Source organism: Rhodoferax sp. (assembly GCF_025354435.1).
GTDB lineage: Bacteria > Pseudomonadota > Gammaproteobacteria > Burkholderiales > Burkholderiaceae_C > Rhodoferax_B.
This window is the reverse complement of the sequence record NZ_JANXMU010000081.1, coordinates 1-25,870: the sequence shown is the minus strand read 5'-3', so window position 1 is coordinate 25,870 and position 25,870 is coordinate 1. Positions and strand designations below refer to the sequence as shown.

Genomic DNA, 25,870 nt, shown 5'->3' with positions numbered 1-25,870 from the left:
AGGAACTTGTTGTCTGCCTCCTGTGTGGGGGTAGTGTTGTCCCTGGGCGTGTTGCCAACCGCATGGGCGGAGATCGCTCCAGATTTTGGTCCGGCCTCCATCCCCCTGGCTTCCGCCAGCAAGCCCGAGCAAAAACCGCTCTGGAAAGAGCTCACGCCGGCGCAGCAGCAGGCGCTCAAGCCCCTGGCTACGCACTGGAACAATATCAGCGAGCAGCAAAAGCGCAAATGGCTGGCCTTGTCGGTAAACTTTGAAAAAATGTCGCCCACCATGCAAACCGTACTGCAAGAGCGCATGCTGGACTGGGGGGCCCTTAGCGGCACACAACGCAGCCAGGCACGGCTGAATTTTGCCGAAGCAAAGCGGCTGTCACCTGCAGAAAAGCAGGCCAAATGGGAGGCCTACCAAACCTTGGACCCGGAAGAAAAAGCCAAACTGGTCAAGCAGGTGCAGAAAAAGCTGGCCGGTGCAGCGACGGGCGTGAAGCTCACCCCCTCGCAGAAGCTGGCCAATGTGCCGCCCCCGCGCATCAATGAACCCAAAGGCCCCTCCATTGCCACGGGTGCACACCAGATTGACCCGCACACCCTGCTCCCGCTGCCCGCTTACCGGTTCAGCAGTGGTAGCTCGGTAGTACCCCAACCGGCCAAGCCCGCCGGACAATGAGCATATTGGCGGCACCAGCCCTTCCCCCCACTCCTTTGACCGCACCCAGCCTGCGCCGCCGTATGGCCTGCTGGCTGTACGAAGGCATGCTGATGTTTGGTGTGGTATTCATTTCGGGCTACCTTTTCGGAACCCTGAGCCAAACACGCAACGCCATGGACAACCGACCCGGCTTGCAGGCTTTTTTGTTTGTCATCTTCGGCATCTACTTCACCTGGTTCTGGTCCAAGGGCCAGACCCTGGCCATGAAGACCTGGAACATCCGCGTGGTGGGCCGTGACGGCCAGGCCATCAGCCAGCCGCGCGCCTTGCTGCGCTATGTGTGGAGCTGGGTGTGGTTTCTGCCGCCCTTGGGTGCCATGGCGCCGTTTGGCTTGCCAGTTGGCGAAACCCTGGTCATTGTGTTGGGCTGGGTGGCTTTCTGGGCCTTGCTCAGCCGCTTTCACCCGCAACGTCAGTTCTGGCATGACGCACTGGCGGGCACCCGACTGGTCGGCTCGCTGCCATTGAGTCGCTAAAAGTGGAATCCCCTACCGCCCAAAAATCCCGCAAGGGCCTCAACCGCCTCTGGCACGCTGCAGGCTATTCGCTTGCGGGGCTGCGGGCAGGTTGGGGAGAGACGGCTTTTCGCCAGGAAGCCATCGCCGCCATGGTGCTGGTACCACTGGCCGCCTGGATGGCCCATAGCTGGGTGGAATTTGTCCTACTGGCGGGCTCTGTGGTGCTGTTGATGGTGGTGGAGCTGCTTAACACCGGGATAGAAACCGCGATTGACCGCATTGGCCCCGAATGGCACCCGCTGTCAAAACGGGCCAAAGACATGTGCAGCGCTGCCGTGCTGCTGACCGTGCTGATCACGGCCACCATTTGGATTCTGGCGCTGGTGCAGCGCTTCAGCGCTTAAAAAGCCTAGACCGCTGCTTCATCCTGCTCGCCGGTGCGGATGCGCACCACGCGCTCTACGCTGGTCACAAAGATCTTGCCATCGCCAATTTTGCCGGTGCGGGCAGCGCGGACGATGGCCTCCACGCAGCGGTCCACCTCTTCGGTTTTCACCACCACCTCGATCTTCACCTTGGGCAAGAAGTCCACCACGTATTCGGCACCGCGGTACAGCTCGGTGTGGCCCTTCTGGCGGCCAAAACCCTTAACTTCAGTGACGGTGAGGCCGGTCACACCGCATTCGGCCAATGCCTCGCGCACTTCTTCCACTTTGAACGGTTTCAGGATGGCAGTAATTTGTTTCATAGAACCCTTGTCTGGTTGAATTAAGCGCGAAATTTGCTCGTAATAGGATAGCGCCAATCCTTGCCAAAGCTGCGGTGGGTAACCCGAATTCCGACGGGCGACTGGCGGCGTTTGTACTCATTGATTTTAATCAGCCGGGTGACGCGCTCCACGTCGGCGGGCGCAAACCCGGCAGCGATGATGGTCTCCAGGCTTTGGTCGTTTTCCATGTAGCGCTCCAGGATCGCGTCCAGCACCTCGTAAGGCGGCAGGCTGTCCTGGTCGGTCTGGTCGGCGCGCAACTCGGCGCTGGGCGGACGGGTGATGATGCGCTCGGGGATGGGGTTGCTACCGGTGCCGTACGGGTCGTTGTCATTGCGCCAGCGGGCCAGGGCAAACACCAGGGTTTTGGCCACGTCTTTGATGACCGCAAAGCCGCCGGCCATGTCGCCGTACAGCGTGCAATAGCCGGTGGCCATCTCGCTTTTATTACCGGTGGTTACAACAATGCTGCCGAATTTGTTGCTCAAGGCCATCAGCAGCGTGCCGCGGATGCGGGCCTGGATGTTTTCTTCGGTGGTGTCCTCGTCGCAGCCAATGAAATGCACGGCTAGCGAGGTCTTGAAGGCCTCGAACTCAGGCAGGATGGAGATTTCGTCGTACCGCACACCCACCCGGGCGGCCATGTCGCGCGCGTCAATCCAGGAGATGTCGGCCGTGTAGGGCGAGGGCATCATCACCGTGCGTACCCGGTCTTTGCCCAGCGCGTCCACCGCAATCGCCAGCACCAGGGCTGAGTCGATGCCGCCGGACAGGCCCAGCAGCACGCCGGGGAAGTTGTTTTTGCCCACGTAGTCGCGCAGGCCCAGTACCAGGGCATCCCACAGCTCGGCATGCAGGCTGCGCTCGGGCTCGATAGTTGCTACTAATTCAATAGCTGCTTGCGCCCGTGCGGTCTGCACAAAGAACAGATTTTCCTTAAAACTGGGGGCGCGGCCACTCAGGGCACCGTCGGCATTGACGCAGAACGAGCCGCCGTCAAACACCACCTCGTCCTGTCCGCCGACGATGTGCGCGTACACCAGCGGCAGCGCCACACTGCGGGCGCGGTCGGCCATGCGCAGCACCCGTTCGCCGCCCTTGCCCATGTGGAAAGGCGAGGCGTTAATGACCGCGAGCAGCTCGGCCCCGGCCTCCTTGGCGGCGCGCGCGGGTGCCTCGAACCAGGCATCTTCACAAATCAGCAGACCGACCTGCACGCCCTCGACCGCAAACACACACACGCCCTGGCCCGGCGTGAAGTAGCGGCGCTCATCGAACACCTGGTAATTGGGCAGCTCGCGCTTGATGTGGGTGGCCACCATGTGGCCCTCGCAGAACACGCTGGCGGCGTTGAAACGGTGCTGCACGGCCACCGATTTGGTGCGGTCGTCGCCGCCCTGCGGGTGGCCGACCACCACGTGCAGGCCTTTTAACCCGGCGAGTTCGCGGGCCACTGTTTTCACGGCATCATCACAGGCAGCGGTAAAGGCCGGGCGCAAGAACAGATCTTCGGCCGCGTAGCCGCAGATCGACAGTTCGGGGGTCAGTACCAGCCGGGCACCGTCGGCATAGGCCGTGCGGGCGGCATCGATGATTTTTTGCGCATTGCCGGCCAGGTCGCCGACGACAAAGTTAAGCTGGGCAACACAGAGTTTGAGAGTCATGGAAACAAAAAAAACGGTGGTGGCGGCGGGCCAAAATGGGGTGGAGGACAGTGCGACTGATTATGTCATTCGGGTGCTGGACTCGCCCCTGCAGCTTTCCGCCGAGGCCTGGAACAGCCTGCTGACCCAGCAGCCTGATGCCAGCCCCTTCATGCGCTATGAATACCTGGCCGCGCTGCACCACAGCGGCAGCGCCACGTCCGCCACCGGCTGGAAGCTGCGGCTAGTCACAGTGTGGCTGGGCGACGTGCTGCAAGCCGCCTGCGCGCTGTACATCAAAGACCATTCCTACGGCGAATACGTTTTCGACTGGGCCTGGGCCAACGCTTACCAACAGCACGGCGTGCCCTACTACCCCAAGGCCGTGGTGGCCGCACCGTTCACTCCTGTGCCCGGCGCGCGGTTGCTGGCGCGGGATGCGGAGTCTCGGACGGTGCTGGTACAGGCGCTGGTGGCCTGGTGCGAACAAGAAGAACTGTCGTCCCTGCACGTACTGTTCGCCAACCCGGTGGATGTTGCCGCCTGCGCCGACGCGGGCCTGATGCTGCGCCACACCGTGCAATTCCACTGGACGAATAAGGTGGATGGCTACTGCGACTTCGACGACTTTCTCGCCTCTATGGCCCAAGACAAACGCAAAAAGATCCGCCAGGAGCGCCGCAAGGTCGCCGACGCGGGTATCACGTTCCGCTCGGCCCAGGGCCGCGCCATCACGCCGCAAGACTGGGATTTCTTTTACCGCTGCTACGAGCGCACCTACCTGGAGCACGGCAACGCGCCTTACCTGAGCCGCGACTTCTTCCAGCGCATGGCCGACACCATGCCAGAGCACTGGCTGCTGTTTGTGGCCGAGCGCGAGGTGCAGGGCGTCAAAATCCCAATTGCTACTAGTTTGATAGCTATAAGCGAAGACACCACCTGCGCTATAGACCTAAAAGATACCTCAATCCAGCCCCTGGTCGCCTATGGCCGCTACTGGGGCGCACTGGAGCGCGTGGACTGCCTGCACTTTGAAGCCTGCTACTACCAGCCGCTGCAATGGTGCATCGCCCACGGCGTGGCCCGTTTCGAAGGCGGCGCGCAGGGTGAACACAAAATGGCCCGCGCCCTGCTGCCCGTCAAAACCACCAGCGCCCACTGGCTGGCGCACCCGGCGTTTGCCGATGCGGTGGAGCGGTTTCTAGAGCGCGAGGGGGCGGGGATTGCGGGCTACATGGACGATCTGGCCCAACGCAGCCCGCTGAAAATCACGAGCCACGTACAAACATAGTCACCAGCGGCACATCTCCCAGCAACCGACTCCGGTGCCCATGCACCCTGTCATCAAACGTCGCCCCCGCAGGCAGCACATCGGCCGAATAAAAATGGTCGCCCGGCTGAAACACGCGGGCCGTGCCGTCTTGCAAACCAATTTCCATCTGCCCGGCCAGAATCACCACCCACTGCGGGTCGGTGGTGCAGTGGAAGCTGCTGGCAAAACCCACCGGGCTGTGGCGCAGTTGGAAGCCGCCGCTGGCTTGCAGGGCACTGAGCTGGGAGGTGGGTTTGCCCTCGGTCAACGGGATGGACTCGTCGCGAAATTTGGCAACGCCGTCGGTGTCGGTAAAAAGGACTACTTTGGTGAAATCGGTCATGGCAAGTTTTAGCAATAGTGTGGTGGGGATGATAAGTGGCTGCAACGATAATCAGGCCCCATGAATCCCTTGCTCTCCACCCTCCAGCCCTACCCTTTCGAGCGGCTCAAGCAACTTTTCGCCAGCGTCACCCCCAACCCGGCCCACCGCGCCATCAGCCTGGGCATTGGCGAACCCAAGCACGCCACGCCTGCGTTCATCGAGCAGGCCATGCTGGCAGGCATCAAAGGCCTGTCGGGCTACCCGGCGACGGGCGGTGAACCGGCCTTGCGCACGGCGATGGCGCAGTGGATCCAGCGCCGCTACGGCTTGGAACTGAACCCCGCCACCCAGGTGCTGCCGGTGAATGGCTCGCGCGAGGCGCTGTTTGCGTTTGCCCAGACCGTCATCGACCCCACCCAGCCGGGGGCCCGCCCGGCGCAGGGCCGCCCCAAGGCGGGTGGAACCCCCTCGGGGGGCAGCGATGCACACGAAGTGGCAAGCGTGGGGGCTCCGGTGGTGGTCTGCCCGAATCCGTTCTACCAAATCTACGAAGGCGCGGCCCTGCTGGCCGGGGCCACGCCCTACTACGCCCCCAGCGACCCGGCGCGCAACTTCGCGGTGGACTGGGACAGCGTGCCCTTGGACGTGTGGGCGCGGACCCAACTGCTATTTGTCTGCTCGCCCGGCAACCCCACCGGCGCGGTGATGCCGCTGGGTGAATGGCAAAAACTGTTCGAACTCAGCGACAAATACGGCTTTGTAATTGCCTCCGACGAGTGTTACAGCGAAATCTACTTCCGTGACGAACCCCCGCTAGGCGGGCTGGAAGCCGCCGCCAAGCTGGGCCGCAGCGACTTTAAAAACCTGATCGCCTTCACCAGCCTGTCCAAACGCAGCAATGTGCCCGGCCTGCGCAGCGGCTTTGTGGCGGGTGACGCAGCACTCATCAAGCCGTTTTTGCTCTACCGCACCTACCACGGCAGCGCCATGGGGCCGGTGGTGCAGTCGGCCAGCCTCGCGGCCTGGAACGACGAAGCCCACGTGGTCGAGAACCGCGCCCTGTACCGCAGCAAATTTGCCCAGGTCACGCCCATCCTGGCCGAGGTGATGGATGTAGCCCTGCCCGACGCGGGTTTTTACCTGTGGGCGCAGGTGCCTGGCCCGGCACTGGTGGACGGCCTGGACAGCGATGTCGCCTTCGCCCGCGACCTGCTGGCTGCCTACAATGTGACGGTGCTGCCCGGCAGCTACCTAGCGCGCGAAGCCCATGGCCAGAACCCCGGCCGCCAGAGCATCCGCATGGCCCTGGTGGCCGAAACCGCAGAGTGTGCCGAAGCCGCTCAACGAATCCGCCAATTTATCCAATCCCGTAACTGAAGAACCAACATGACACAACAACTCCAAGCCACCATCGAAGCCGCATGGGAAGACCGCGCCAACCTGTCGCCCACCGCGTCCACCGCCGAAGTGCGCGATGCCGTGGAACACGTGCTGAATGAGCTGAACAACGGCCACCTGCGCGTCGCCACCCGCGAAGCGGTCGGCCAATGGACCGTGCACCAGTGGATCAAGAAGGCCGTGCTGCTGTCGTTCCGCCTGAAAGACAACGAAATCATGCAAGCCGGTTCGCTGGGCTTCTACGACAAGGTACCCACCAAGTTCGCCCACCTGAGCGCCGAAGAAATGAAGGCCACCGGCGTGCGTGTGGTGCCCCCTGCCGTGGCCCGCCGTGGCAGCTTTATCGCCAAGGGTGCGGTGCTGATGCCGTCGTACGTGAACATCGGCGCCTACGTGGGTGAAAACACCATGGTCGATACCTGGGCCACCGTGGGTTCGTGCGCACAGATCGGCAAGAACGTGCATTTGAGCGGCGGCGTGGGCATTGGCGGCGTGCTGGAACCCCTGCAGGCAGGCCCTACCATCATCGAAGACAACTGCTTTGTGGGCGCACGCTCCGAAGTGGTGGAAGGCGTGATCATCGAAGAAAACTCGGTCATCTCCATGGGCGTGTACATCGGCCAGAGCACCCCCATTTACGACCGCGCTACCGACACCGTCACCTATGGCCGCGTGCCTTCGGGTTCGGTAGTCATCAGCGGCACCCTGCCAAAGGACGGCGGCAAGTACAGCCTGTACGCGGCCATCATCGTCAAGCGCGTGGATGCGCAGACGCGCTCCAAAACCAGCCTGAACGACCTCCTGCGCGACTGACCCCACCACCCCCATCGGAGGTAAGCCATGAGCACTATGGAACGCATTCTGCGACTGATGCAGGAGAAGAAAGCCTCCGATGTTTACTTGTCGGCCAATGCGCCCGCGCTGATCCGTATCAACGGCATGTGCGTGCCGGTGAACAGCCAACTGCTGCAAACCGATGCGCCGCGCAGCCTGTTGGCCGAAATTGTGCCGGCCGAGAAAATGGCCGAACTAGAGGCCACCGGCGAGCTGAACATGGCCGTGTCGGTGCCCGGCGTAGGCCGCTTTCGGGTCAGCGCCATGCGCCAGCGCGGCAGCTATTCGGTGGTGGTGCGTTACATCAACGTGGACGTGCCCTTGCTCAGCAGCCTCAAGGTGCCCGCCATATTGGGCGATCTGGTGATGCAAAAGCGCGGCCTGCTGCTGATGGTGGGCTCTACCGGCGCCGGTAAAACCACCACCCAGGCGGCGATGATCGACCACCGCAACCAGCGGGCGGGCGGCCACATCCTGACCATCGAAGACCCGATCGAATACCTGTACAAAAACAAGCGTTCCATCGTCAACCAGCGCGAAATCGGCACCGACACCGCATCCCTTGAAGTGGCCCTGAAGAACGCGCTGCGCCAGGCCCCAGATGTGATTTTGATCGGCGAAATCCGCGACCGTGAAACCATGTCTGCGGCCATCGCCTACGCCCAGACCGGCCACTTGTGCATAGCCACCTTGCACGCCAACAACTCCTACCAGGCGCTGAACCGCATCGTCAACTTCTACCCGGTAGAAGTGCGCGCCACCATGCAGGCCGACTTGTCGGTGGCGCTGAACGCCATCGTCTCGCAGCGGCTGGTGCGCACGCCGTCGGGCGAGCGCGTACCGGCGGTGGAGATCATGCTCAACACCTTGCTGGTGGCCGACATGATTGAAAAAGGCGATATCGGCGGCGTCAAGGATGCCATGGAGAAGTCGCTGGCCGAGGGTTCGCAAACCTTTGAGAGCGACCTCGCCCGCCTGATCACCGACGGCACCATCGACCGCAAGGAAGGCCTGGCCAACGCCGATTCGGCCACCAACCTGATGTGGCGGCTGCAAAACGACTTTGCCCGCGCCAGCCAGAAAGCCGAGGTCACCGTGCTGCAAGCCGAGGCCGACGACGAACCCAGTTTTACCGACTTCACCTTGGACGTGCGGCCTTAACGTTTCCTACCTATGTCCCAGACCCTGTATTTGGCCGAGCAACTGATTGCCCAGCCCTCCGTTACCCCGGATGACGCGCAATGCCAGCCCCTGATCGCCGAGCGCCTGGCCCCGCTGGGCTTTGTGTGTGAAACCATTGAGAGCGGCCCCGAGAACTTCCGCGTCACCAACCTGTGGGCGGTACGCCACAGCATTTTCAAGGGTTTTAGCCCTCTAGCCCAGGTAGCATCTACGCTAGCAGCTATTAAACTCATAGCATTCGCAGGCCACACCGATGTGGTGCCTACCGGACCGCTGGCACAGTGGAGCAGCGACCCGTTCACCCCCACGCACCGCGACGGCAAGCTGTTTGGCCGCGGCGCGAGCGACATGAAAACCTCGATCGCAGCCTTTGTGGTGGCGGTGGAAGAATTTCTGGCAGCCCAGCCCGAGACCCCGCTGTCCATCGCCCTGCTGCTGACCAGCGACGAAGAAGGCCCTTCGGTAGACGGTACGGTGGTGGTCTGCAAGCTCTTAAAAGAGCGCGGCGTGCAGATGGACTACTGCATCGTCGGCGAACCTACGGCGGTCGAGCGCACCGGCGACATGGTTAAAAACGGCCGCCGCGGCAGCATGAGCGGTAAGCTCACCATTCGCGGCGTGCAGGGCCACATCGCCTACCCGCAACTCGCCAAAAACCCCATCCACCTGGCCATGCCCGCCCTGGCCGAGCTGGTGACCACGCAATGGGACGGCGGCAACGCCTTCTTCCAACCCACCAGCTGGCAGATGAGCAACATCCACGCGGGCACGGGTGCCAACAACGTCATTCCCGGCACGGTGGTGGTGGACTTCAACTTCCGCTTCTGCACCGAATCCACGCCCGACGGCCTGCAGCGCCGCGTGCACGAGGTGCTGGACCGCCATGGCCTTAGCTACGATATCGCCTGGACGGTAGGCGGCCTGCCATTCTTGACCACCCCCGGCACCCTGGTCGATGCCGTGCGCAGCGCCATCCTGGCCGAGACGGGCATCACCACCGAACTTTCAACCACCGGCGGTACCAGCGATGCGCGCTTCATCGCCCAAATCTGCCCGCAGGTCATTGAATGCGGCCCGCCCAACGCCACCATCCACAAGATTGACGAACACATCGTGGTGGCCGACATCGAGCCGCTGAAAAATATCTACCGCCGCACGCTGGAAAACCTGTCCAGCCTCCATTCCGCACCATGAACGTCCTCCAACTCATTGAACAATCCGCCGCCCAGCTGGAGGCCGCAGGCGTGTCCTTCGGCCATGGCACCATCAACGCATTCGATGAAGCCGCTTGGCTGGTGATGTGGAAACTGGGTCTGCCGCTGGACGACCTGGATTCTGTAGAAAATCAACCTGTAGCCCAGGAACAGATTACGCAAGTAGCTGCACTTTTAGAAGCACGCATCCTCAGCCGCAAGCCCGCGGCCTACCTTACGCAAGAGGCCTGGCTGCAGGGCGTGCCGTTTTATGTGGACGAGCGCGCCATCGTGCCGCGCAGCTTTATCGCCGAGTTGCTGGTGGACGGTGGCATCGACTACTGGCTGCGCGAGGAATCGCACCGCGTGTTAGACCTGTGCACAGGCAACGGCAGCCTGGCCGTGCTGGCAGCCATGGTCTACCCGGACGTGCAGGTGACCGCCAGCGACCTGAGCGCCGATGCCCTGGCCGTGGCCCGCATCAACGTGGATAAACACAGCCTGCAGGCGCGCATCACCCTGGTGGAATCGGACGGCCTAGCCCAGGTGGGTGGTCCGTTTGACATCATTTTGTGCAACCCGCCCTACGTCAACAGCCAGAGCATGGCCGCCCTGCCCGCCGAGTACCAGGCCGAGCCCGCACTGGCGCTGGAGGGCGGGAAAGACGGTATGGACTTTGTCCGAAAACTGTTGCATGGGGTTTCTGCGAAAATGGCTCCTCTCGCGGTGCTGGTTTTGGAAATCGGCAACGAGCGCGAACACTTTGAAGCCGCCTTCCCCGCGCTCGAAGTGGTGTGGTTAGACACCAGCGCAGGCGAAGACCAAGTGTTGTTAGTGACACGCGAAGCTCTCGCTACCCTTTAGTTTTTCTTGACGATCGTTTTGTGGTCGTCGTACTCCCGATGATCACCCTTAAAAACGTAGTTCTGCGCCGCAGCGCCAAAGTGTTGCTTGATAGCGCCAATGTCACCATCAACCCCGGCGAAAAGGTCGGCCTGGTAGGCCGTAACGGCGCGGGCAAATCGACCCTGTTTGCGCTGCTCAACGGCACGTTGCACGAGGACGGCGGCGATTTTTACGTGCCCTCGCAGTGGCGGCTGGCCCAGGTCGCCCAGGACATGCCCGAAACCGAGCAAAGCGCTACCGAATTCGTGGTCGAGGGCGACACCAACCTGCTGGCCGCCCAGCAGGAAGTCACCGCCTCCGAGCTGACCGATGACGGCGAACGCATGGCCAACGCCTACATGGCCTTGTACGACGCAGGCTCTGGCGACGCGCAGGCCCGGGCGCAGGCCTTGATTTTGGGCCTGGGCTTCAAAACCACCGAACTGGAGAACCCGGTCAACAGCTTCTCGGGCGGCTGGCGCATGCGCTTGCAGTTGGCCCGCGCGCTGATGTGCCCGTCAGACCTGATGCTGCTCGATGAGCCGACCAACCACTTGGACCTGGACGCACTGGTGTGGCTGGAAGCCTGGCTCAAGCGCTACACCGGCACCATGCTGGTCATCAGCCATGACCGCGAATTCCTGGATGCCATCACCGACGTGACGGTCCACATCGAAACCGCCAAGCTGAACCGCTACGGCGGCAACTACAGCAAGTTTGAAGACATGCGCGCCGAGAAGATGGAGCAGCAGTCGGCATCGTTCAGCAAGCAGCAGGACAAGATCGCCCACTTGCAGAAGTTCATCTCGCGCTTCAAGGCCCAGGCCAGTAAAGCCAAGCAGGCGCAAAGCCGGGTCAAGGCGCTGGACCGCATGGAAAAGATTGCGCCGCTGCTGGCCGAGGCCGAATTCACCTTCGAATTCAAAGAACCCGCCAATCTGCCCAACCCGATGCTGTCGATGTCGGATGCTACCTTTGGCTATCCCGCACCAGAAGACGCGCCCGAAGGCACCGGCCCCACGGTCATCGTGCAAAAAGTCAACAAATCGGTGCTGGCAGGCCAGCGCATCGGCATTTTGGGTGCCAACGGCCAGGGTAAATCGACCCTGGTAAAAACCGTGGCCCGCGCGCTCGCGCCTATTCACGGCGAAATTCTGGAAGGCAAGGGCCTGAACATCGGCTACTTTGCCCAGCAAGAGCTGGACGTGTTGCGCCCCGCCGACACCCCGCTGGAGCACATGATCCGCCTGGTGAAAGAAACCACCGCGGCGGGCAAGCTGGCCGGCCAAGGCACGCGCGAGCAAGACCTGCGCAGCTTTTTGGGCACCTTCAACTTCAGCGGCGACATGGTCAAACAGGCCGTGGGCAGCATGAGCGGCGGCGAAAAAGCCCGCCTGGTGCTGTGCATGATCGTCTGGCAGCGCCCCAACCTGCTGCTGCTGGATGAGCCTACCAACCATTTGGATCTGGCCACCCGTGAAGCTCTGGCGATGGCGCTGAACGAATTCGAAGGCACCGTGATGCTGGTCAGCCACGACCGCGCCCTGCTGCGCTCGGTGTGCGACGAGTTCTGGATGGTGTCGCGCGGCGGTGTCGAGCCGTTTGACGGTGACCTGGACGACTACCAGCGCTACCTGCTGGACGAATCCAAACGCCTGCGCGAAGCCGCCAAGGATGCAGGCAAAACCGCCGCTCCAGCGCCCGCGCCGGTAGTGGTAGCCGCCCCGGTGTTCAACACCAAGACGCTGCAGCGCGACCTGGACAAGATCGACACCGAAATGGCCGCCTTGCAACTGGAAAAAGACGGGCTGGACGAAAAGCTGGCTGCAGCCAAAAATCCCCACGAAATTGGCCAGGCCGGCAAGCGGCTCAAAAAGGTCACCGCCGACATGGCTGCGCTGGAAGTGCGCTGGATGGCGCTGTCTGAGCAGCTGGAATCTGCCGGTGCCATGGCCAGTTAACAAAGATAAGGTACAGTCAAGGTTCCTGCAATTTTTGTATACGGAGATCTTCTATGTTTTCTTTGATCGGCACCATCATTGTGGGTTTGATCGTGGGCTTGATTGCCCGGGCCGTGAAGCCCGGTGACGACAAGCTGGGCTTCATCATGACGGCCATTCTGGGTATTGCAGGCTCGTTCGGTGCCAGCTTTATCGGCCAAAAGATGGGTTGGTATGCACCTGGCGCGCCAGCAGGCTGGATTGCCTCTGTTGTGGGCGCCATTGTTTTGCTGGTGATCTACAGCATTGTGGCCAAAAAGTAATTACGCACTTGGTGCAAAAAAAGAGGGGCTTGCGCCAAAGGGGTGCAAGCCCTTTTTCTTTGCACCGTTTTGGCTCAAATAATTCATTTTAATTTTTATTGATTTATTTGATTCAATTTGCTATCTTTGCGACTCCAGACATTTGCAATGCACACCGCTGTCGGAAATACATCCTTCAACCCGGTTTTTCAGGAGTAGCCCGCATGAAATTCACTAAATTTGCTGCCAAAGTCGCCTTCACAGTGGCCACGGTTGCTGCAGCCACCGCCCCCGCAATGGCAGCCGACTGGACGGTCGGTGCCAACATCGGTAACGTGCCCTGGGAATTCCAGGACGCGACCGGCAAGTTTGTCGGCTTCGAGATCGACTTGGTCAACGAGGTCGCCAAACGCGCAGGCAAGTCCGTGCAGATCGAGAACATTCCGTTTAACGGCCTGTTCCCCGCCGTGCAGTCGGGCCGCATCCAGATGGCGGTGTCCAGCATCACCATCACGCCCAAGCGCCTGGAGTCGCTGGCCTTTGCCCAGCCCTACTACGACAGCGACCAGTCCGTGTCGGTACTGAAAGCCACCAAAATCGACAAACTGGAAGACCTGGCGGGCAAGACCGTGGGCGTGGACACCGCTTCCACTGGTGACATCTACGCCACGCAAAACACCGCCAAGCTGAAGATCGCCACCATCTCCCGCTACGAAGGCCTGGCCCCCGCCATGCTGGACTTGGCCTCGGGCCGCATTGACGGCTACATCAGCGATATCCCGGCCGTGGAGTACTACATCAAGGACAAACCGCAGTACCGCATTGCCGCCCGCATTCCTACCAATGAGCGCTACTCCTTCATGTTTGCCAAGAACTTTCCCGATGCAGCCAAGGTGAATGAGATCCTGACCACGATGAAGAAAGACGGCTTTGTGTCCGCCACCCACAAGAAATGGTTTGGCACGACCCCACCAGCCACCTCGTCCAGCGTGATGGTGATGGACGTTCCCAAGCTGTAAAACCGTAAAAGCCTCAAGTTCCCAGCATGAATCTGCTCGACACCTTCTTCAACTGGCCGGTTTTCCGGGATGCCCTGCCTTTGCTAATGCAGGGGCTGTGGACCACGATTCTGCTGGGGGCCGTCAGTATTCTGTTGGGCTTTGTGGGCGGCTTGGTACTGGCGCTGGTGCGGCTATACGGCGCACCCTGGCTGCGCACCATCGCCCGCATTTACATCGACGTGTTCCGCTCGATTCCGCTGCTGGTTTTGCTGGTGCTGGTGTACTACGCCCTGCCCTTTGTGGGCATCCGACTCACTTCCTTTGCCGCCGCCACCGCCGCGCTGTCGCTGGTGTCGTGCGCCTACACGGCAGAAATCATGCGGGCGGGCATCGAGGCCATTCCCAAGGGCCAATTTGAGGCGGCCGATGCCATCGGACTGGGCTTTTTCAGCAGCATGCGCGACGTGGTGCTGCCCCAGGCCTTGCGCATCGTGGTGCCACCGCTGACCAGCAACTGCATCAATGTCCTGAAAGACACAGCCCTGGCCTCGGTAGTGGCCATGCCCGATCTGCTGAAACAAGCCACCCAGGCCCAGGCCTTGGCGGCCAACCCCACGCCCTTGATTGGCGCGGCCGTGCTGTATTTGCTGCTCTTGCTGCCCCTGGTGCGGCTGGTCGGCTACTTTGAAGCGCGGCACCGCGCTGCCACACGCTAAGAACGATATGACGGCACTCATCCAAATCCGTGGTCTGTGCAAGTCCTACGGCTCATTCCAAGCTCTGCACCATATCGACTTGGACGTGAACGCCGGGGAGGTGGTGGTGGTCATAGGCCCGTCCGGCTCGGGCAAGTCCACGCTGATCCGCTGCATCAACCTGCTGGAGGACTACCAGGGCGGCGAGATTCTGGTGGACGGCGAGAAAGTGGTGCGCGGCAAGGCCCTGGCCAAGGTGCGCGCCGAGGTCGGCATGGTGTTCCAGAGCTTCAACCTGTTTCCCCACCTGACGGCCCTGGCCAATGTGGCGCTGGGTCCACTGCGGGTGCGCCACATGCCCAAGCGCGAGGCTGAGGCCCGCGCCCTGGCGTTGCTGGACAAGGTGGGCTTGGCCGCGCACGCGCACAAGCTGCCGGGCCAGTTGTCGGGCGGCCAGCAGCAGCGGGTGGCGATTGCCCGGGCCCTGGCCATGGAGCCCAAGGTGCTGCTGTTTGACGAGCCCACCTCGGCGCTGGACCCGGAAATGGTGGGCGAGGTGCTGGACGTGATGCAAAACCTGGCACGTACCGGTGTGACCATGGTGATCGTGACCCACGAGATGGGTTTTGCCCGCCGTGTGGCCGACCGGGTAATTTTTATGGAAGCCGGACGGGTGATCGAACAAGCCCCGCCCGCCGAATTCTTCAGCGCGCCCCGCGAGGAGCGCACCCAGGCCTTTTTGCAGGCCATTCTTCAACATTGATGTATCCCATGCCGAACGTACTCAACCTAGACCACATCCGCGCCGAGTTCCCGGCCCTACAGAACGACTGCGCTTACCTGGACAACGCCGGTGGCTCCCAGGTACTGCGCCGCGTGGCCGACCGGGTGCGCGACTACCTGCTGACCAGCAGCGTGCAACTCGGTGCCAGCTACGCCCAGTCGCAAGACGCGGGCGGCAAAGTGCTGGCAGCACGCCGCGCGGTAGCCGAACTCATCAACGCCCCGTTTGACGACGAAGTGGTGATGGGCGGCTCCACCACCTCGCTGATGTTCCAGGTAACGCAAGCCATCCAGCTAGGCATCCAGCCGGGCGACGAGATCATCGTCAGCAATACCGACCACGAGGCCAATATCGGTGGCTGGATGCGGCTAAAGGCGGCGGGCGCGGTGGTCAAGGTCTGGGAAGTGAACCCCGAGACCCTGGCGCTGGACCTGGCCGACCTGGACCGCCTGCTGTCGCCGCTCGTGAGATGGGTGGCAGTAACCCACGCCTCCAACATCCTGGGCACCATCAATCCGGTGGCCGAGATCGCCCGCCGGGTCCACGCCGTGGGAGCGCGCCTGTGCGTGGATGCCGTGGCCTACGCGCCGCACCGGCTGGTGGATGTGCAGGCCAGCGGAGCCGACATGTACGTTTTCAGCTTCTACAAGGTATTTGGCCCGCACTACGCGGTGCTGTGGGTACAGCGCGACCTGTTGGTGTCGTTGCCCAGCCTGAACCACTATTTCATCGGCGCAGATGTGCTGCCCTACAAGCTGCAGCCGGGCAATGTGAACTACGAACTGTCGTACGGCTGCATGGGGATCAATGACTACTTGGTGGCGGTGGGCAGCCAACTGGGCAGCACCGGCACCGCACGGCAAAAGATGCAGTGCGCCTTCGATGCGTTTGAGCAGCACGAGGACGCGCTGGCCGAGCGGCTGCTGGCGTATTTGCGCAGCAAGAAGTCGGTGCGCATCATCGGCATGGACAGCGCGGCCCAGGGGGGCCGGGTGCCCACCATTAGCTTCATGGTGGCCGGGCAGATGTCGGAATCCATCGTGCGCCATACCGACCAGTTCGGTATCGGGATCCGTTTTGGCGACTTCTACGCCAAACGCCTGGTCGAGTCGCTGGGCCTGCACACCCAGGGCGGCGTGGTGCGGATGTCCATCGCCCACTACAACACTTTTGCGGAGATCGATAAGTTAGTTCTGCATCTGGACGAGGTGATTGCATGAGCACAACCCTGATTCGCAATGGCCGCATCATCACCGCCACCGACGACTACGTGGCCGACGTGCTAATGCAGGACGGCGTAATCCACACCATTGGCCGCAACATCCAGGTCGGCGAAGATGTGGCCATCGTCGATGCCACCGGCCTGTACGTGCTGCCCGGCGGCGTGGACACCCATGTGCACCTGGAAAACGTGATCGGCCCCACGATCACTTGCGACACCTTTGCCAGCGGCACCAAGGCCGCGGCGTTTGGCGGCACCACCACCATCGTCGACTTTGCGCTGCAAACGGCCACCGACTCGCCCCTGGGCGCCATTGCCCGCGCCCAGCGCAGCGCCGAATCGCAGGTGGCGGTGGACTTCAGCTTCCACGTCATCATCACCCGGGTGGACGAGCAGGTGCTGCAGGACGTGCGCTACGCCATGCGCCACGAGGGCGTGACCAGCTTCAAGATGTTCATGGCCTACCCCGGTGTGATGATGGCCGACGATGCCGCCATCTTCCGCATGTTGCGCCAGGTGGGTGCCGACGGCGGCATGGTGGCCCTGCACGCCGAAAACGGCACAGTGATTGACCTGCTGATCAAGGAAGCGCTGGAAGCCGGCCACACCTCGCCGCGCTACCACGCCCTGACCCGCCCTGCCATCATGGAAGGCGAGGCCACGCACCGCGGCATCCGCCTGGCCGAGCTGGCGAACGCGCCGATCTACTTTGTGCACGTCTCCAGCAACCAGGCTCTGAAACACATCGTGGCGGCCCGGGCCGAGGGCATTCCGGTATTTGCCGAAACCTGCCCGCACTACCTGTTGTTTGACGATTCGGTCTACAACACCGACGACGTGGAAATCGTGAAGTACGTGATGACCCCGCCGCTGCGCACGCCCGATGACCAGAAGCACCTGTGGCGCGCCCTGCGCTATGACGACCTGCAGGTCATCGCTACCGACCACTGTCCGTTTTGCATGAAAGAAGGCCACCTGGGCTACCGCATGCAGAAAATGCGCGGGAAGGACGACTTTTCGCTGATCCCCAACGGCGCGCCGGGCATCGAAACGCGCCTAGTCAGTCTGTTCGACATCGGCGTGATGCAGGGCAAACTGTCGCTGAACCGGTTTGTGGAGCTGACTTCCACCACCCCGGCCAAGCTGTTTGGTCTGTTCCCCAAAAAGGGCACGATCGCCGTGGGCAGCGATGCCGACGTGGTGTTGTTCGACCCCGCTGCCAGCCAAACCATCTACGCCAAAGACCTGCACGGCAACTGCGACTACACCTTGCTCGAAGGCCGTACCCTGCGGGGCCAGGTCAAAAAAGTGTTTTTGCGCGGCACATTGATTGTGGATGGCCCGCAGTGGCTAGGGCGCGAAGGCATGGGCCAGTTTGTGCCGCGTGGTGAGGTGCGGGCGTTCTAGGCCTTGCTATTGTATTTAAGTACTATTTTGATAGCATATTGTGTAGACATAATATACGCTAGAGGCCAATTTAATGCATAAAAAATGGCCTGAATATGCCAAAACCTATTCTGTGGCGGCACCCTGCCAACACCGTATGATTGCTATATGGATAATAGCAAACCAAGCAATCTAGATGCGCTGCGGGACCTGATTGGGCGTGAAAGCGAGCGCCTCACGCCGCGCATGCGCGACGCGGCCCGCTACGCGGTGGACCACCCCAACGACATCGCACTAAACCCGGTCGCCACGGTGGCCGCGGTGGCCAAAATCGCACCCGCCGCCTTCATCCGTATGGCCAAGGCACTGGGGTTTGACGGCTATTCGGATCTGCAGCGGCTGTTCCGCGCACCGCTGCAGCATGCGGTCAAACCCACCTTCCGCGAACGCATCCGCCACTTTGGCGGCGAACAAACACTGGACAACCCCGACGACCCGGCCGAAGTGCTGCGCGCCTTCAGCCAAGCCAATATCGTGTCGCTAGAGCATTTGCAAGACGATGCCGCGAGCCTGCCGCTACAGGAGGCGATTGCCTTGATCCAGAACGCCCGCATCGTGCATGTGCTGGGCCTGCGCCGCTCGTACGCGGTTGCAGCCTACTTGGCCTACGCGCTGAACCGGGTGGGCCAGCCCGCCGTGCAAATCACCGGCCTGGGCGGTACCATCGCCGAGCAGGCCAGCACCGCCAGCCCGCAAGACCTGCTGATCGCCATCAGCTTCCCGCCCTACGCGGCCGATACCCTGCAGGTCTGCGAACAGGTGCGCCTGCGCGGTGCCAAGCGGTTGGCCATCACCGATGCCTTCATGAGCCCGGTGGCCAAGGGTGCCGACCTGGTGCTGGAGGTAAACGATGCCAAGCTGCAGGGCTTTCGTTCTCTGACATCTGCCATGTGCCTGGCCCAAACCCTGGCGATGGGCCTAGCCTTCGCGAAACGCAACAAACGCGCCAAAAAATCTGCTACTCCACCACCGCTGGCGGCCGATCTGGACGATATTGACTGCTGATATGACCACTCTGGTAATTGAACCCCTGACGGCGCAAGCCTTTCGACCCTTTGGTGACGTGATAGAAGCCAGCGACAGCGGGCGGCACTTCTCCATCAACGACGGCTTTGCCGAGCGCTACCACGACCTGGCCCAGATCGACGTGGCCAGCGGCGGTGGACGGGCCATTCTGAGCATCTTCAAAGCACTGCCACGCAGCCTGCCCATGCAGCTTGTGTTGCTGGAGCGGCATCCGCTGGGCAGCCAGGCGTTCATGCCGCTGTCAAACCTGCCGTATCTGGTGGTGGTGGCCGAAGCCGCGCCGATGCCGAACCTGGCGCAGATCCGCTGCTTTCGCGCCACACCTGGCCAAGGGGTCAACTACACCCGCGGCACATGGCACCACCCGCTGATCGCACTGCAAGCACCCTGCGATTTTTTGGTAGTGGACCGTGGGGGTGCGCCAGCGGACGCTAACTGTGACGAACACCCTTTGGGCGACACACCGATCTGGATCAACGCGTAGGCAAAGAATCCATCGCGTTGGCAATCGCACCGGGCGTGGTGAACCAAATGTCGCTGCGGTGCTGGGCAATATGCTGCAAAGCCCGGCGCAGGTGCCGCAAGCGGTAGGGCTGGCCGATGATGTAGGGGTGCAGCGCAATGCCCATCACCAGCGGCTGAGCCTGGGACTGCAGCAGCATTTCGTCAAAATTGTCGATGACCATCTGGGCAAAGTCTTTGGCATCCATCTGGCGGCCCATGACCATCGGAATGTCGTTCAGCTCTTGCGGATACGGTATCGACCAGATTGGGCCGCTGCGGGTCTGCATGGCCACCGGCTGGTCGTCATGGCACCAGTTCAAGGTGTAGCGGTAACCGGTCTCAAACAGCAGATCGGGGGTTAGCGCGGTTTCGGCGATCCAGGGTGACAACCAGCCTGCGGGTGCGGTGCCGCTGTGCTGCAGGATCAGGTTCCGGCACGACTGGAGCAGATCGCGCTCCAGGGTTTCGTCCATGCTGTTTTGCCGCTCGGCGTTGGTGTGGCCGTGCCCAATGAGTTCGTCGCCCCGCGCCACACAGGCCGCGATGACTTCGGGGCAGTGTTCGTACAAGGCAGTATTGATCAGCGTGCCGGTAGGTAGATTGAGCGCGTCAAACAGTTCCAGACAACGCCACACCCCTACTCGGTTGCCGTATTCGCGCCAGCTGTAGTTCAAAATATCCGGCTGCGGCGAAACCGGCCCCAGGTTGGCACCCAGGCCCTCGCCGAAGGCGAAATGTTCAATATTGAAACCCAGGTACACCGCCAACCGTGCGCCATTAGGCCAGCGGTAGTCGGGCCGCTGGTGGATGGCGGAGTAGGCGAAACGGCCGTGCCCGGGAACGGCGCCGTAGCGGTCAAACGCCATGACCCGACCTAGTCGCGCAGCTCCAGGCTCCGATTCACCCGCAGCGCCACCAAGGTGCAAATCGCCCCCGACAGCAGGTAGATGCTGACATAGGCCAATCCGAAATGGGCCGACAGACCGAGGGCAACCAGCGGCGCAAAGGCAGCGCCAATCAGCCACGCCAAATCAGATGTCAAAGCCGCGCCGGTGTAACGGTACTGGGGCTCAAAGTTGGAGCTCACCGCACCCGCTGCCTGTCCATACGACAAGCCCAGTAGGGCAAACCCCACCAGAATGAAGACGTCTTGGCGGAAGGGTTCACCATCCAGCAACATGGGCGCAAACAGGCTGAAAATCGCAATCAACACCGCCAGACTGCCCAGCGTACTGCGCCGACCCACGCGGTCCGCAATCAACCCGGAAGCAATGATGCCCACCATGGCAATCGCCGCGCCGATCATCTGGATGACCAGCACGTCGGCAACGGGCTGCGTGGCGTACAAGGTGATCCACGACAGCGGGAAAACCGTAACCAAGTGGAACAGTGCGTAGCTGGCCAGTGCGGCAAAGGCACCTATAAGCAGGTTACTGCCCTGCGCCTGCACCAAGTCGCCCACATTGCTGGGCTCCAGTTTGTGCTCATTGAGCAGGTGGTCGTATTCGTCGGTCACGACCAAACGCAGACGGGCAAACAGCGCCACCACGTTGATCGCAAAAGCTACATAAAACGGATAGCGCCAGCCCCAGTCCATGAAGTCAACCGGCCATAAGCTGGAATGCAAAAACAGGAACAGACCGCTCGCCACAATGAACCCGATAGGTGCGCCAAGCTGGGGAATCATGGCGTACCAGCCACGGCGGTGTTTGGGGGCATTGAGCGCCAGCAGCGAAGGCAAACCATCCCATGATCCACCCAGGGCAATCCCTTGCAAGAAGCGCAAGACCGACAAAAACACGATAGACGTGAACCCCAGGCTTGCGTACCCCGGCAAAAAGGCAATACCCACGGTGGCTATACCCAACAGGAACAGCGATCCCGTCAACTTGGCCCCGCGTCCCCAGCGGCGCTGGATCGCCATGAAGGCAACGGTCCCGATAGGCCGAGCGATAAACGCAAAAGAGAAGATCACGAACGACAACAATGTCCCATCCAGGCGGCTTTCGAACGGGAAAAAGATCTCGGGAAACACCAGGACCGAGGCGATCCCATAGACAAAATAGTCAAAATATTCGGACGCGCGACCAATGATTACGCCGATGGCGATTTCACCTGGTGCGATCTTGGAATGGTCTGCAACGGAGGCCCTCGCATCACGCTCAAAAGTGGGCGGTGCAACAGCGGCGTGTTCATGATTAATGCTGGACATCATGTTTACTCGTGATTCGGAGGTTGTAATATATAGACGCTGCGGGACAACACAGCTAAGAGAATGATGCCATAGGACAAAACGTCCTATCCCCATCGCCCACAAATAAACGTAAATTTCATACACTATGCGCTTACGTAATCTCATATTGTCCGGCATGCCCTCCTTCAAAAACCTACGCGGATTGCTCCTGTTTCCGGCGGCCATTTTACTGGCTGGATGCAACGCTGTATTGCTGAATCCGTCTGGCGATGTGGCCCTGCAACAACGCGACCTCATCATCGTGTCCACTGTGCTTATGCTGTTGATCATCGTCCCGGTGATTGCCTTGACCTTGTGGTTCGCCTGGCACTATCGCAAGTCCAACACCGCAGCCACTTACGATCCGGAATGGCACCACTCGACCCAGTTAGAGCTGGTCATTTGGGCTGCTCCACTTTTGATCATCATCGCCCTCGGCGCCATCACATGGATCAGCACCCACACCCTTGATCCGTACCGTCCGCTGCAACGCATTGATGCCAACCGCGACGTGATCCCTGGCACAGCGCCGCTGGTGGTGGAAGTGGTCGCGCTGGACTGGAAATGGCTGTTTATTTACCCTGAGCTAGGCATTGCCACCGTTAATGAACTGGTGGCCCCGATAGACCGGCCTATCGCCTTCAAGATCACTGCTTCGTCGGTCATGAATTCATTTTTCATTCCTACATTGGCCGGGCAAATTTACGCCATGCCGGGCATGGAAACCAAGCTGCACGCTGTGATAAACAAAACGGGCGAATATGAAGGCTTTTCAGCTAACTACAGCGGTGCTGGCTTCTCGGGCATGCGTTTCAAGTTCCACGGCATGAGCATTGAAAAGTTTGATGCCTGGGCCAAGGCTACCAAGGCTGGTGGCGGGGAATTGAACCGCGATGGCTACATCCAGCTGTCACAGCCGAGTGAGCGCGATCCGGTACGCCGATACGCCACGGTAGATCCAGATCTGTACGACGCTATTTTGAACCGCTGTGTGGAGCAAAACAGTATGTGTATGAAGGACATGATGGCCATTGACACCAATGGCGGTCAAGGCAAGGTCGGTGCCTACAACATCGCATCCATGGACACCGCAACACGGAAACGCTTGGGCATAGACAACGCGCCTGTGCGCAACTACGTAGGTGCAATGTGCACCGTGAGCAACCCAACAGGTGCAGCTATTGCATCTGGTGTTTAGCCCCTTTAAGTTCCTGGTCAAGCTCCCCACTTACTCCGCGCCGCTTACTACGGCATTTCGGCCTGCGCCGCATTATTTTTGGCATCCGGAATAACGATGTTCGACAACCTCGATCTTACGAAGCTCATTTTTGGCCGTCTCACCTGGGACGCGATTCCATTCCACGAACCGATCCTGCTGGCTACTTTTATCGCTGTCGCGATTGGTGGCATTGCGGTATTGGGCGCACTGACCTATTTCAAACTATGGGGCTACCTGTGGAGCGAATGGTTTACCAGTATCGACCACAAAAAAATCGGCATCATGTACATCATCCTGGGCTTGATGATGATGCTGCGCGGCTTTACCGATGCAGTGATGATGCGCATACAGCAGTCTTTGTCTTTTGGTGATTCCACCGGATTTCTGCCTCCACACCATTACGACCAAGTCTTCACGGCGCATGGCGTGATCATGATTTTCTTCGTGGCCATGCCGTTCGTCACTGGACTCATGAACTACGTGCTGCCTCTGCAAATTGGCGCACGTGACGTGGCGTTTCCGTTCCTGAACAACTTCAGCTTTTGGATGACCGCAGGTGGCGCGGGGCTGACGATGGCATCCTTGTTTGTAGGTGAGTTTGCCCGCACAGGCTGGCTGGCTTACCCCCCGCTGTCGGGCATTCTGTACAGCCCGGATCCGGGAGTGGATTACTACATTTGGTCATTGCAGATTGCGGGCGTGGGCACCTTGCTATCAGGTATCAACCTGCTGGCCACAATCATCAAAATGCGTGCCCCAGGCATGGGCTTGATGAAGATGCCAATCTTTGTGTGGACGGCCTTGTGCACCAATGTACTGATCGTGATGGCGTTCCCCGTGTTGACCGCGGTGCTGGGCCTGCTGTCGATGGACCGCTATGTCGGCACCAATTTCTTCACAAATGATTTTGGCGGTAACGCCATGATGTATGTGAATTTGATCTGGATCTGGGGCCACCCCGAAGTCTATATTTTGATTCTGCCCATCTTTGGCGTTTTCTCTGAAGTGGTCGCCACGTTTTGCAGCAAGCGCTTGTTTGGCTATGCATCCATGGTGTATGCGACGATCGTGATTACCATACTGTCGTACCTCGTGTGGCTGCACCATTTCTTCACCATGGGCTCAGGTGCCAGCGTCAATTCGTTCTTTGGTATCACGACCATGATTATCTCCATCCCGACTGGGGCGAAGATTTTCAACTGGCTGTTCACTATGTACCGCGGACGCATCCGCTTTGAAGTCCCCATGTTGTGGACCATGGGCTTCATGGTGACATTCACCATCGGCGGTATGACAGGTGTGCTGCTGGCAGTGCCACCAGCTGACTTCGTGCTGCACAACAGCTTGTTCCTGATTGCACACTTTCACAACGTGATCATTGGTGGCGTGGTGTTCGGTTCATTTGCTGGCATTACCTATTGGTTCCCCAAAGCATTCGGCTACAAGCTGGATTCGTTCTGGGGCAAGTGCTCGTTCTGGTTCTGGTGCATAGGCTTCTACTTTGCCTTCATGCCGTTGTACGTTCTGGGCCTGATGGGTGTGACCCGCCGGATGAGCCATTTTGAAGATCCTTCTTTGCAAATATGGTTTGTGATTGCTGCATTTGGTGCCTTCCTGATTGCCATTGGTATAGCCTGTTTCCTGATAACGCTTGTGGTGAGCTTCATCCGGCGTGAATCCCTGCGCGACACCACAGGCGACCCCTGGGATGCGCGTACCCTGGAATGGTCTACCTCGTCACCGCCGCCAGCTTACAACTTCGCTTTTACACCACGTGTCCACGACCATGATGCATGGTGGGATATGAAAAAGCACGGCTACGTACGCCCACTTGCAGGCTTCATTCCTATTCACATGCCCAAGAACACGGCAGCGGGTGTCGTTATCGCTGGCCTTAGCACGGTGATGGGCTTTACGTTGATCTGGCACATGTGGCTTCTGGCTGGTATTTCTTTTGTTGCCGTCCTGGTCGCCTGCATCGCCCATACGTTCAACTACAAACGTGATTACCACATCCCTGCCGCTGATGTCCTGCGCACCGAAGCTGCACGCACCCAACTGCTCGCCAGCCATGTCTAATATGACCGCCACCTCCTCCCACGGCACAGCCAACGTGCCTAGCAATATGCAGTTCTACGCGACTACTGAGCAGCACCCCGAAAACGGCACCTTGCTGGGTTTCTGGCTTTATCTGATGAGTGACTGCCTCATCTTCGCCTGCTTGTTTGCCGTCTACGCCGTCGTAGGCCGAAGCTATGCTGCCGGGCCATCGGGTGCCGATTTGTTCAACCTGCCACTGGTGGCATTGAACACCTCCATGCTACTGCTCTCCTCCATCACCTATGGTTTTGCAATGCTGGAGATGCAAAGAAACCGCCTCAAACCGACCATGGTATGGTTGGTTGTGACAGGGCTTTTGGGTGCTGTGTTTATTGGCTTGGAACTGTATGAGTTCACACACCTGATCCATGAGGGTGCAGGCCCACAACGCAGTGCATTCCTGTCGGCCTTTTTTACGCTGGTTGGCACACACGGTTTGCACGTGACTTTCGGCATCATCTGGCTCATCACGCTGCTGTTCCAACTAGGCAAACACGGGTTGATCCCTGAGAACCGTCGTCGCCTGATGTGTCTGTCGATGTTCTGGCACTTCTTGGATGTGGTCTGGATCGGCGTATTTACCTTTGTCTATCTGATGGGAGTGCTGTAATGGGCGCACACACTGAAAACGGCGGCAGCCATGACGATCACAGCCACGGTGACTCTGGTAGCCACAGCACCCTGAAAGGGT

26 protein-coding genes are annotated in these 25,870 nt (G+C 60.4%); 21 read left to right on the top strand and 5 right to left on the bottom strand.

The annotated features are described in order from the left end of the window. Positions 1-9 precede the first annotated feature (9 nt). Genes Q0T48_RS20245 through Q0T48_RS20235 form a run of 3 tightly spaced genes read left to right on the top strand, consistent with a single transcriptional unit; the run spans position 10 to position 1,570 of the window. Positions 10-666 carry a DUF3106 domain-containing protein gene (locus tag Q0T48_RS20245; protein WP_295960327.1) on the top strand — a complete coding sequence of 219 codons (657 nt, stop codon included), beginning with the start codon at positions 10-12 and terminating at the stop codon, positions 664-666. Then, on the top strand, positions 663-1,184 hold the full coding sequence (locus tag Q0T48_RS20240; RefSeq protein WP_295960324.1) for an RDD family protein: 522 nt from the start codon (positions 663-665) through the stop codon (positions 1,182-1,184). The genes Q0T48_RS20245 and Q0T48_RS20240 overlap by 4 nt, the downstream gene beginning before the upstream one ends. 2 nt (positions 1,185-1,186) lie before the next feature. Then, positions 1,187-1,570 carry a diacylglycerol kinase gene (locus tag Q0T48_RS20235; RefSeq protein ID WP_295960321.1) on the top strand — a complete coding sequence of 128 codons (384 nt, stop codon included), beginning with the start codon at positions 1,187-1,189 and terminating at the stop codon, positions 1,568-1,570. A gap of 5 nt (positions 1,571-1,575) precedes the next feature. Here Q0T48_RS20235 and Q0T48_RS20230 read toward each other — a convergent pair whose 3' ends face one another. Next, positions 1,576-1,914, bottom strand: coding sequence for a P-II family nitrogen regulator (locus tag Q0T48_RS20230; RefSeq protein ID WP_295960317.1), 339 nt, complete (start codon positions 1,912-1,914; stop codon positions 1,576-1,578). A gap of 20 nt (positions 1,915-1,934) precedes the next feature. Next, positions 1,935-3,599 carry an NAD+ synthase gene (locus tag Q0T48_RS20225; RefSeq protein WP_295960314.1) on the bottom strand — a complete coding sequence of 555 codons (1,665 nt, stop codon included), beginning with the start codon at positions 3,597-3,599 and terminating at the stop codon, positions 1,935-1,937. Here Q0T48_RS20225 and Q0T48_RS20220 point away from each other — a divergent pair. Next, on the top strand, positions 3,598-4,869 hold the full coding sequence (locus tag Q0T48_RS20220) for a GNAT family N-acetyltransferase (protein WP_295960311.1): 1,272 nt from the start codon (positions 3,598-3,600) through the stop codon (positions 4,867-4,869). The two genes, Q0T48_RS20225 and Q0T48_RS20220, sit on opposite strands and share 2 nt — an antisense overlap. On the opposite strand, the gene Q0T48_RS20215 is transcribed toward Q0T48_RS20220, so the two are convergent. Continuing rightward, complete coding sequence (locus tag Q0T48_RS20215; protein ID WP_295960310.1) at positions 4,847-5,233, bottom strand: hypothetical protein; 387 nt, start codon at positions 5,231-5,233, stop codon at positions 4,847-4,849. The two genes, Q0T48_RS20220 and Q0T48_RS20215, sit on opposite strands and share 23 nt — an antisense overlap. A gap of 60 nt (positions 5,234-5,293) precedes the next feature. Between Q0T48_RS20215 and dapC the strand changes: the two genes are divergently transcribed. From dapC to Q0T48_RS20145, 14 genes are all read left to right on the top strand, one after another. Beyond that, on the top strand, positions 5,294-6,592 hold the full coding sequence (gene dapC, locus Q0T48_RS20210; protein ID WP_295960307.1) for a succinyldiaminopimelate transaminase: 1,299 nt from the start codon (positions 5,294-5,296) through the stop codon (positions 6,590-6,592). A gap of 9 nt (positions 6,593-6,601) precedes the next feature. Next, positions 6,602-7,426 carry a 2,3,4,5-tetrahydropyridine-2,6-dicarboxylate N-succinyltransferase gene (gene dapD, locus Q0T48_RS20205; RefSeq protein ID WP_295960304.1) on the top strand — a complete coding sequence of 275 codons (825 nt, stop codon included), beginning with the start codon at positions 6,602-6,604 and terminating at the stop codon, positions 7,424-7,426. Positions 7,427-7,453: 27 nt separating this feature from the next. After that, on the top strand, positions 7,454-8,608 hold the full coding sequence (locus Q0T48_RS20200) for a PilT/PilU family type 4a pilus ATPase (RefSeq protein WP_295960299.1): 1,155 nt from the start codon (positions 7,454-7,456) through the stop codon (positions 8,606-8,608). Positions 8,609-8,620: 12 nt separating this feature from the next. After that, positions 8,621-9,823, top strand: coding sequence for a succinyl-diaminopimelate desuccinylase (gene dapE / locus Q0T48_RS20195; RefSeq protein WP_295960295.1), 1,203 nt, complete (start codon positions 8,621-8,623; stop codon positions 9,821-9,823). Beyond that, positions 9,820-10,686 (top strand): 50S ribosomal protein L3 N(5)-glutamine methyltransferase, encoded by an 867-nt coding sequence (gene prmB, locus Q0T48_RS20190; protein WP_295960293.1) that lies wholly within the window; start codon positions 9,820-9,822, stop codon positions 10,684-10,686. The genes dapE and prmB overlap by 4 nt, the downstream gene beginning before the upstream one ends. A 38-nt stretch (positions 10,687-10,724) precedes the next feature. After that, entirely contained in the window at positions 10,725-12,668 is a 1,944-nt protein-coding gene (locus Q0T48_RS20185) for an ATP-binding cassette domain-containing protein (protein WP_295960290.1), read from the top strand. A gap of 53 nt (positions 12,669-12,721) precedes the next feature. Then, entirely contained in the window at positions 12,722-12,970 is a 249-nt protein-coding gene (locus Q0T48_RS20180; RefSeq protein ID WP_295960288.1) for a GlsB/YeaQ/YmgE family stress response membrane protein, read from the top strand. 203 nt (positions 12,971-13,173) lie between these two features. After that, positions 13,174-13,968 carry a transporter substrate-binding domain-containing protein gene (locus tag Q0T48_RS20175; RefSeq protein WP_295960286.1) on the top strand — a complete coding sequence of 265 codons (795 nt, stop codon included), beginning with the start codon at positions 13,174-13,176 and terminating at the stop codon, positions 13,966-13,968. Positions 13,969-13,994: 26 nt separating this feature from the next. Next, positions 13,995-14,666, top strand: a complete 672-nt coding sequence (locus Q0T48_RS20170) for an amino acid ABC transporter permease (protein WP_295960283.1) — start codon at positions 13,995-13,997, stop codon at positions 14,664-14,666. Positions 14,667-14,673: 7 nt separating this feature from the next. Then, positions 14,674-15,408, top strand: coding sequence for an amino acid ABC transporter ATP-binding protein (locus tag Q0T48_RS20165; RefSeq protein WP_295960280.1), 735 nt, complete (start codon positions 14,674-14,676; stop codon positions 15,406-15,408). An 8-nt stretch (positions 15,409-15,416) separates the two neighbouring features. Further along, positions 15,417-16,649 carry a cysteine desulfurase-like protein gene (locus tag Q0T48_RS20160; protein WP_295960277.1) on the top strand — a complete coding sequence of 411 codons (1,233 nt, stop codon included), beginning with the start codon at positions 15,417-15,419 and terminating at the stop codon, positions 16,647-16,649. After that, positions 16,646-18,058, top strand: a complete 1,413-nt coding sequence (hydA, locus tag Q0T48_RS20155; RefSeq protein ID WP_295960275.1) for a dihydropyrimidinase — start codon at positions 16,646-16,648, stop codon at positions 18,056-18,058. The genes Q0T48_RS20160 and hydA overlap by 4 nt, the downstream gene beginning before the upstream one ends. Positions 18,059-18,205: 147 nt before the next feature. After that, positions 18,206-19,102, top strand: coding sequence for a MurR/RpiR family transcriptional regulator (locus tag Q0T48_RS20150; RefSeq protein ID WP_295960272.1), 897 nt, complete (start codon positions 18,206-18,208; stop codon positions 19,100-19,102). 1 nt (position 19,103) lies between these two features. Beyond that, positions 19,104-19,607, top strand: coding sequence for an ureidoglycolate lyase (locus Q0T48_RS20145; RefSeq protein ID WP_295960269.1), 504 nt, complete (start codon positions 19,104-19,106; stop codon positions 19,605-19,607). Here Q0T48_RS20145 and Q0T48_RS20140 read toward each other — a convergent pair. Both Q0T48_RS20140 and Q0T48_RS20135 read right to left on the bottom strand, forming a co-directional pair. Continuing rightward, entirely contained in the window at positions 19,597-20,493 is an 897-nt protein-coding gene (locus Q0T48_RS20140; RefSeq protein WP_295960266.1) for a polysaccharide deacetylase family protein, read from the bottom strand. The genes Q0T48_RS20145 and Q0T48_RS20140 overlap by 11 nt on opposite strands. 8 nt (positions 20,494-20,501) lie before the next feature. Next, positions 20,502-21,839: an MFS transporter gene (locus Q0T48_RS20135; protein ID WP_295960263.1), complete on the bottom strand. Its 1,338-nt coding sequence runs from the start codon at positions 21,837-21,839 to the stop codon at positions 20,502-20,504. 157 nt (positions 21,840-21,996) lie between these two features. Between Q0T48_RS20135 and cyoA the strand changes: the two genes are divergently transcribed. The 3 genes from cyoA (at position 21,997) to cyoC (ending at position 25,789) form a co-directional block, all read left to right on the top strand. Beyond that, positions 21,997-23,058 carry a ubiquinol oxidase subunit II gene (gene cyoA, locus Q0T48_RS20130; RefSeq protein WP_295960518.1) on the top strand — a complete coding sequence of 354 codons (1,062 nt, stop codon included), beginning with the start codon at positions 21,997-21,999 and terminating at the stop codon, positions 23,056-23,058. A 96-nt stretch (positions 23,059-23,154) separates the two neighbouring features. After that, positions 23,155-25,158 carry a cytochrome o ubiquinol oxidase subunit I gene (gene cyoB / locus Q0T48_RS20125; RefSeq protein ID WP_295960260.1) on the top strand — a complete coding sequence of 668 codons (2,004 nt, stop codon included), beginning with the start codon at positions 23,155-23,157 and terminating at the stop codon, positions 25,156-25,158. Positions 25,159-25,204: 46 nt separating this feature from the next. Further along, the gene (gene cyoC, locus Q0T48_RS20120; RefSeq protein WP_295960515.1) at positions 25,205-25,789 is read left to right on the top strand and encodes a cytochrome o ubiquinol oxidase subunit III; all 585 of its coding nucleotides are present in this window, start codon (positions 25,205-25,207) and stop codon (positions 25,787-25,789) included. The last annotated feature ends 81 nt before the right edge of the window (positions 25,790-25,870 follow it).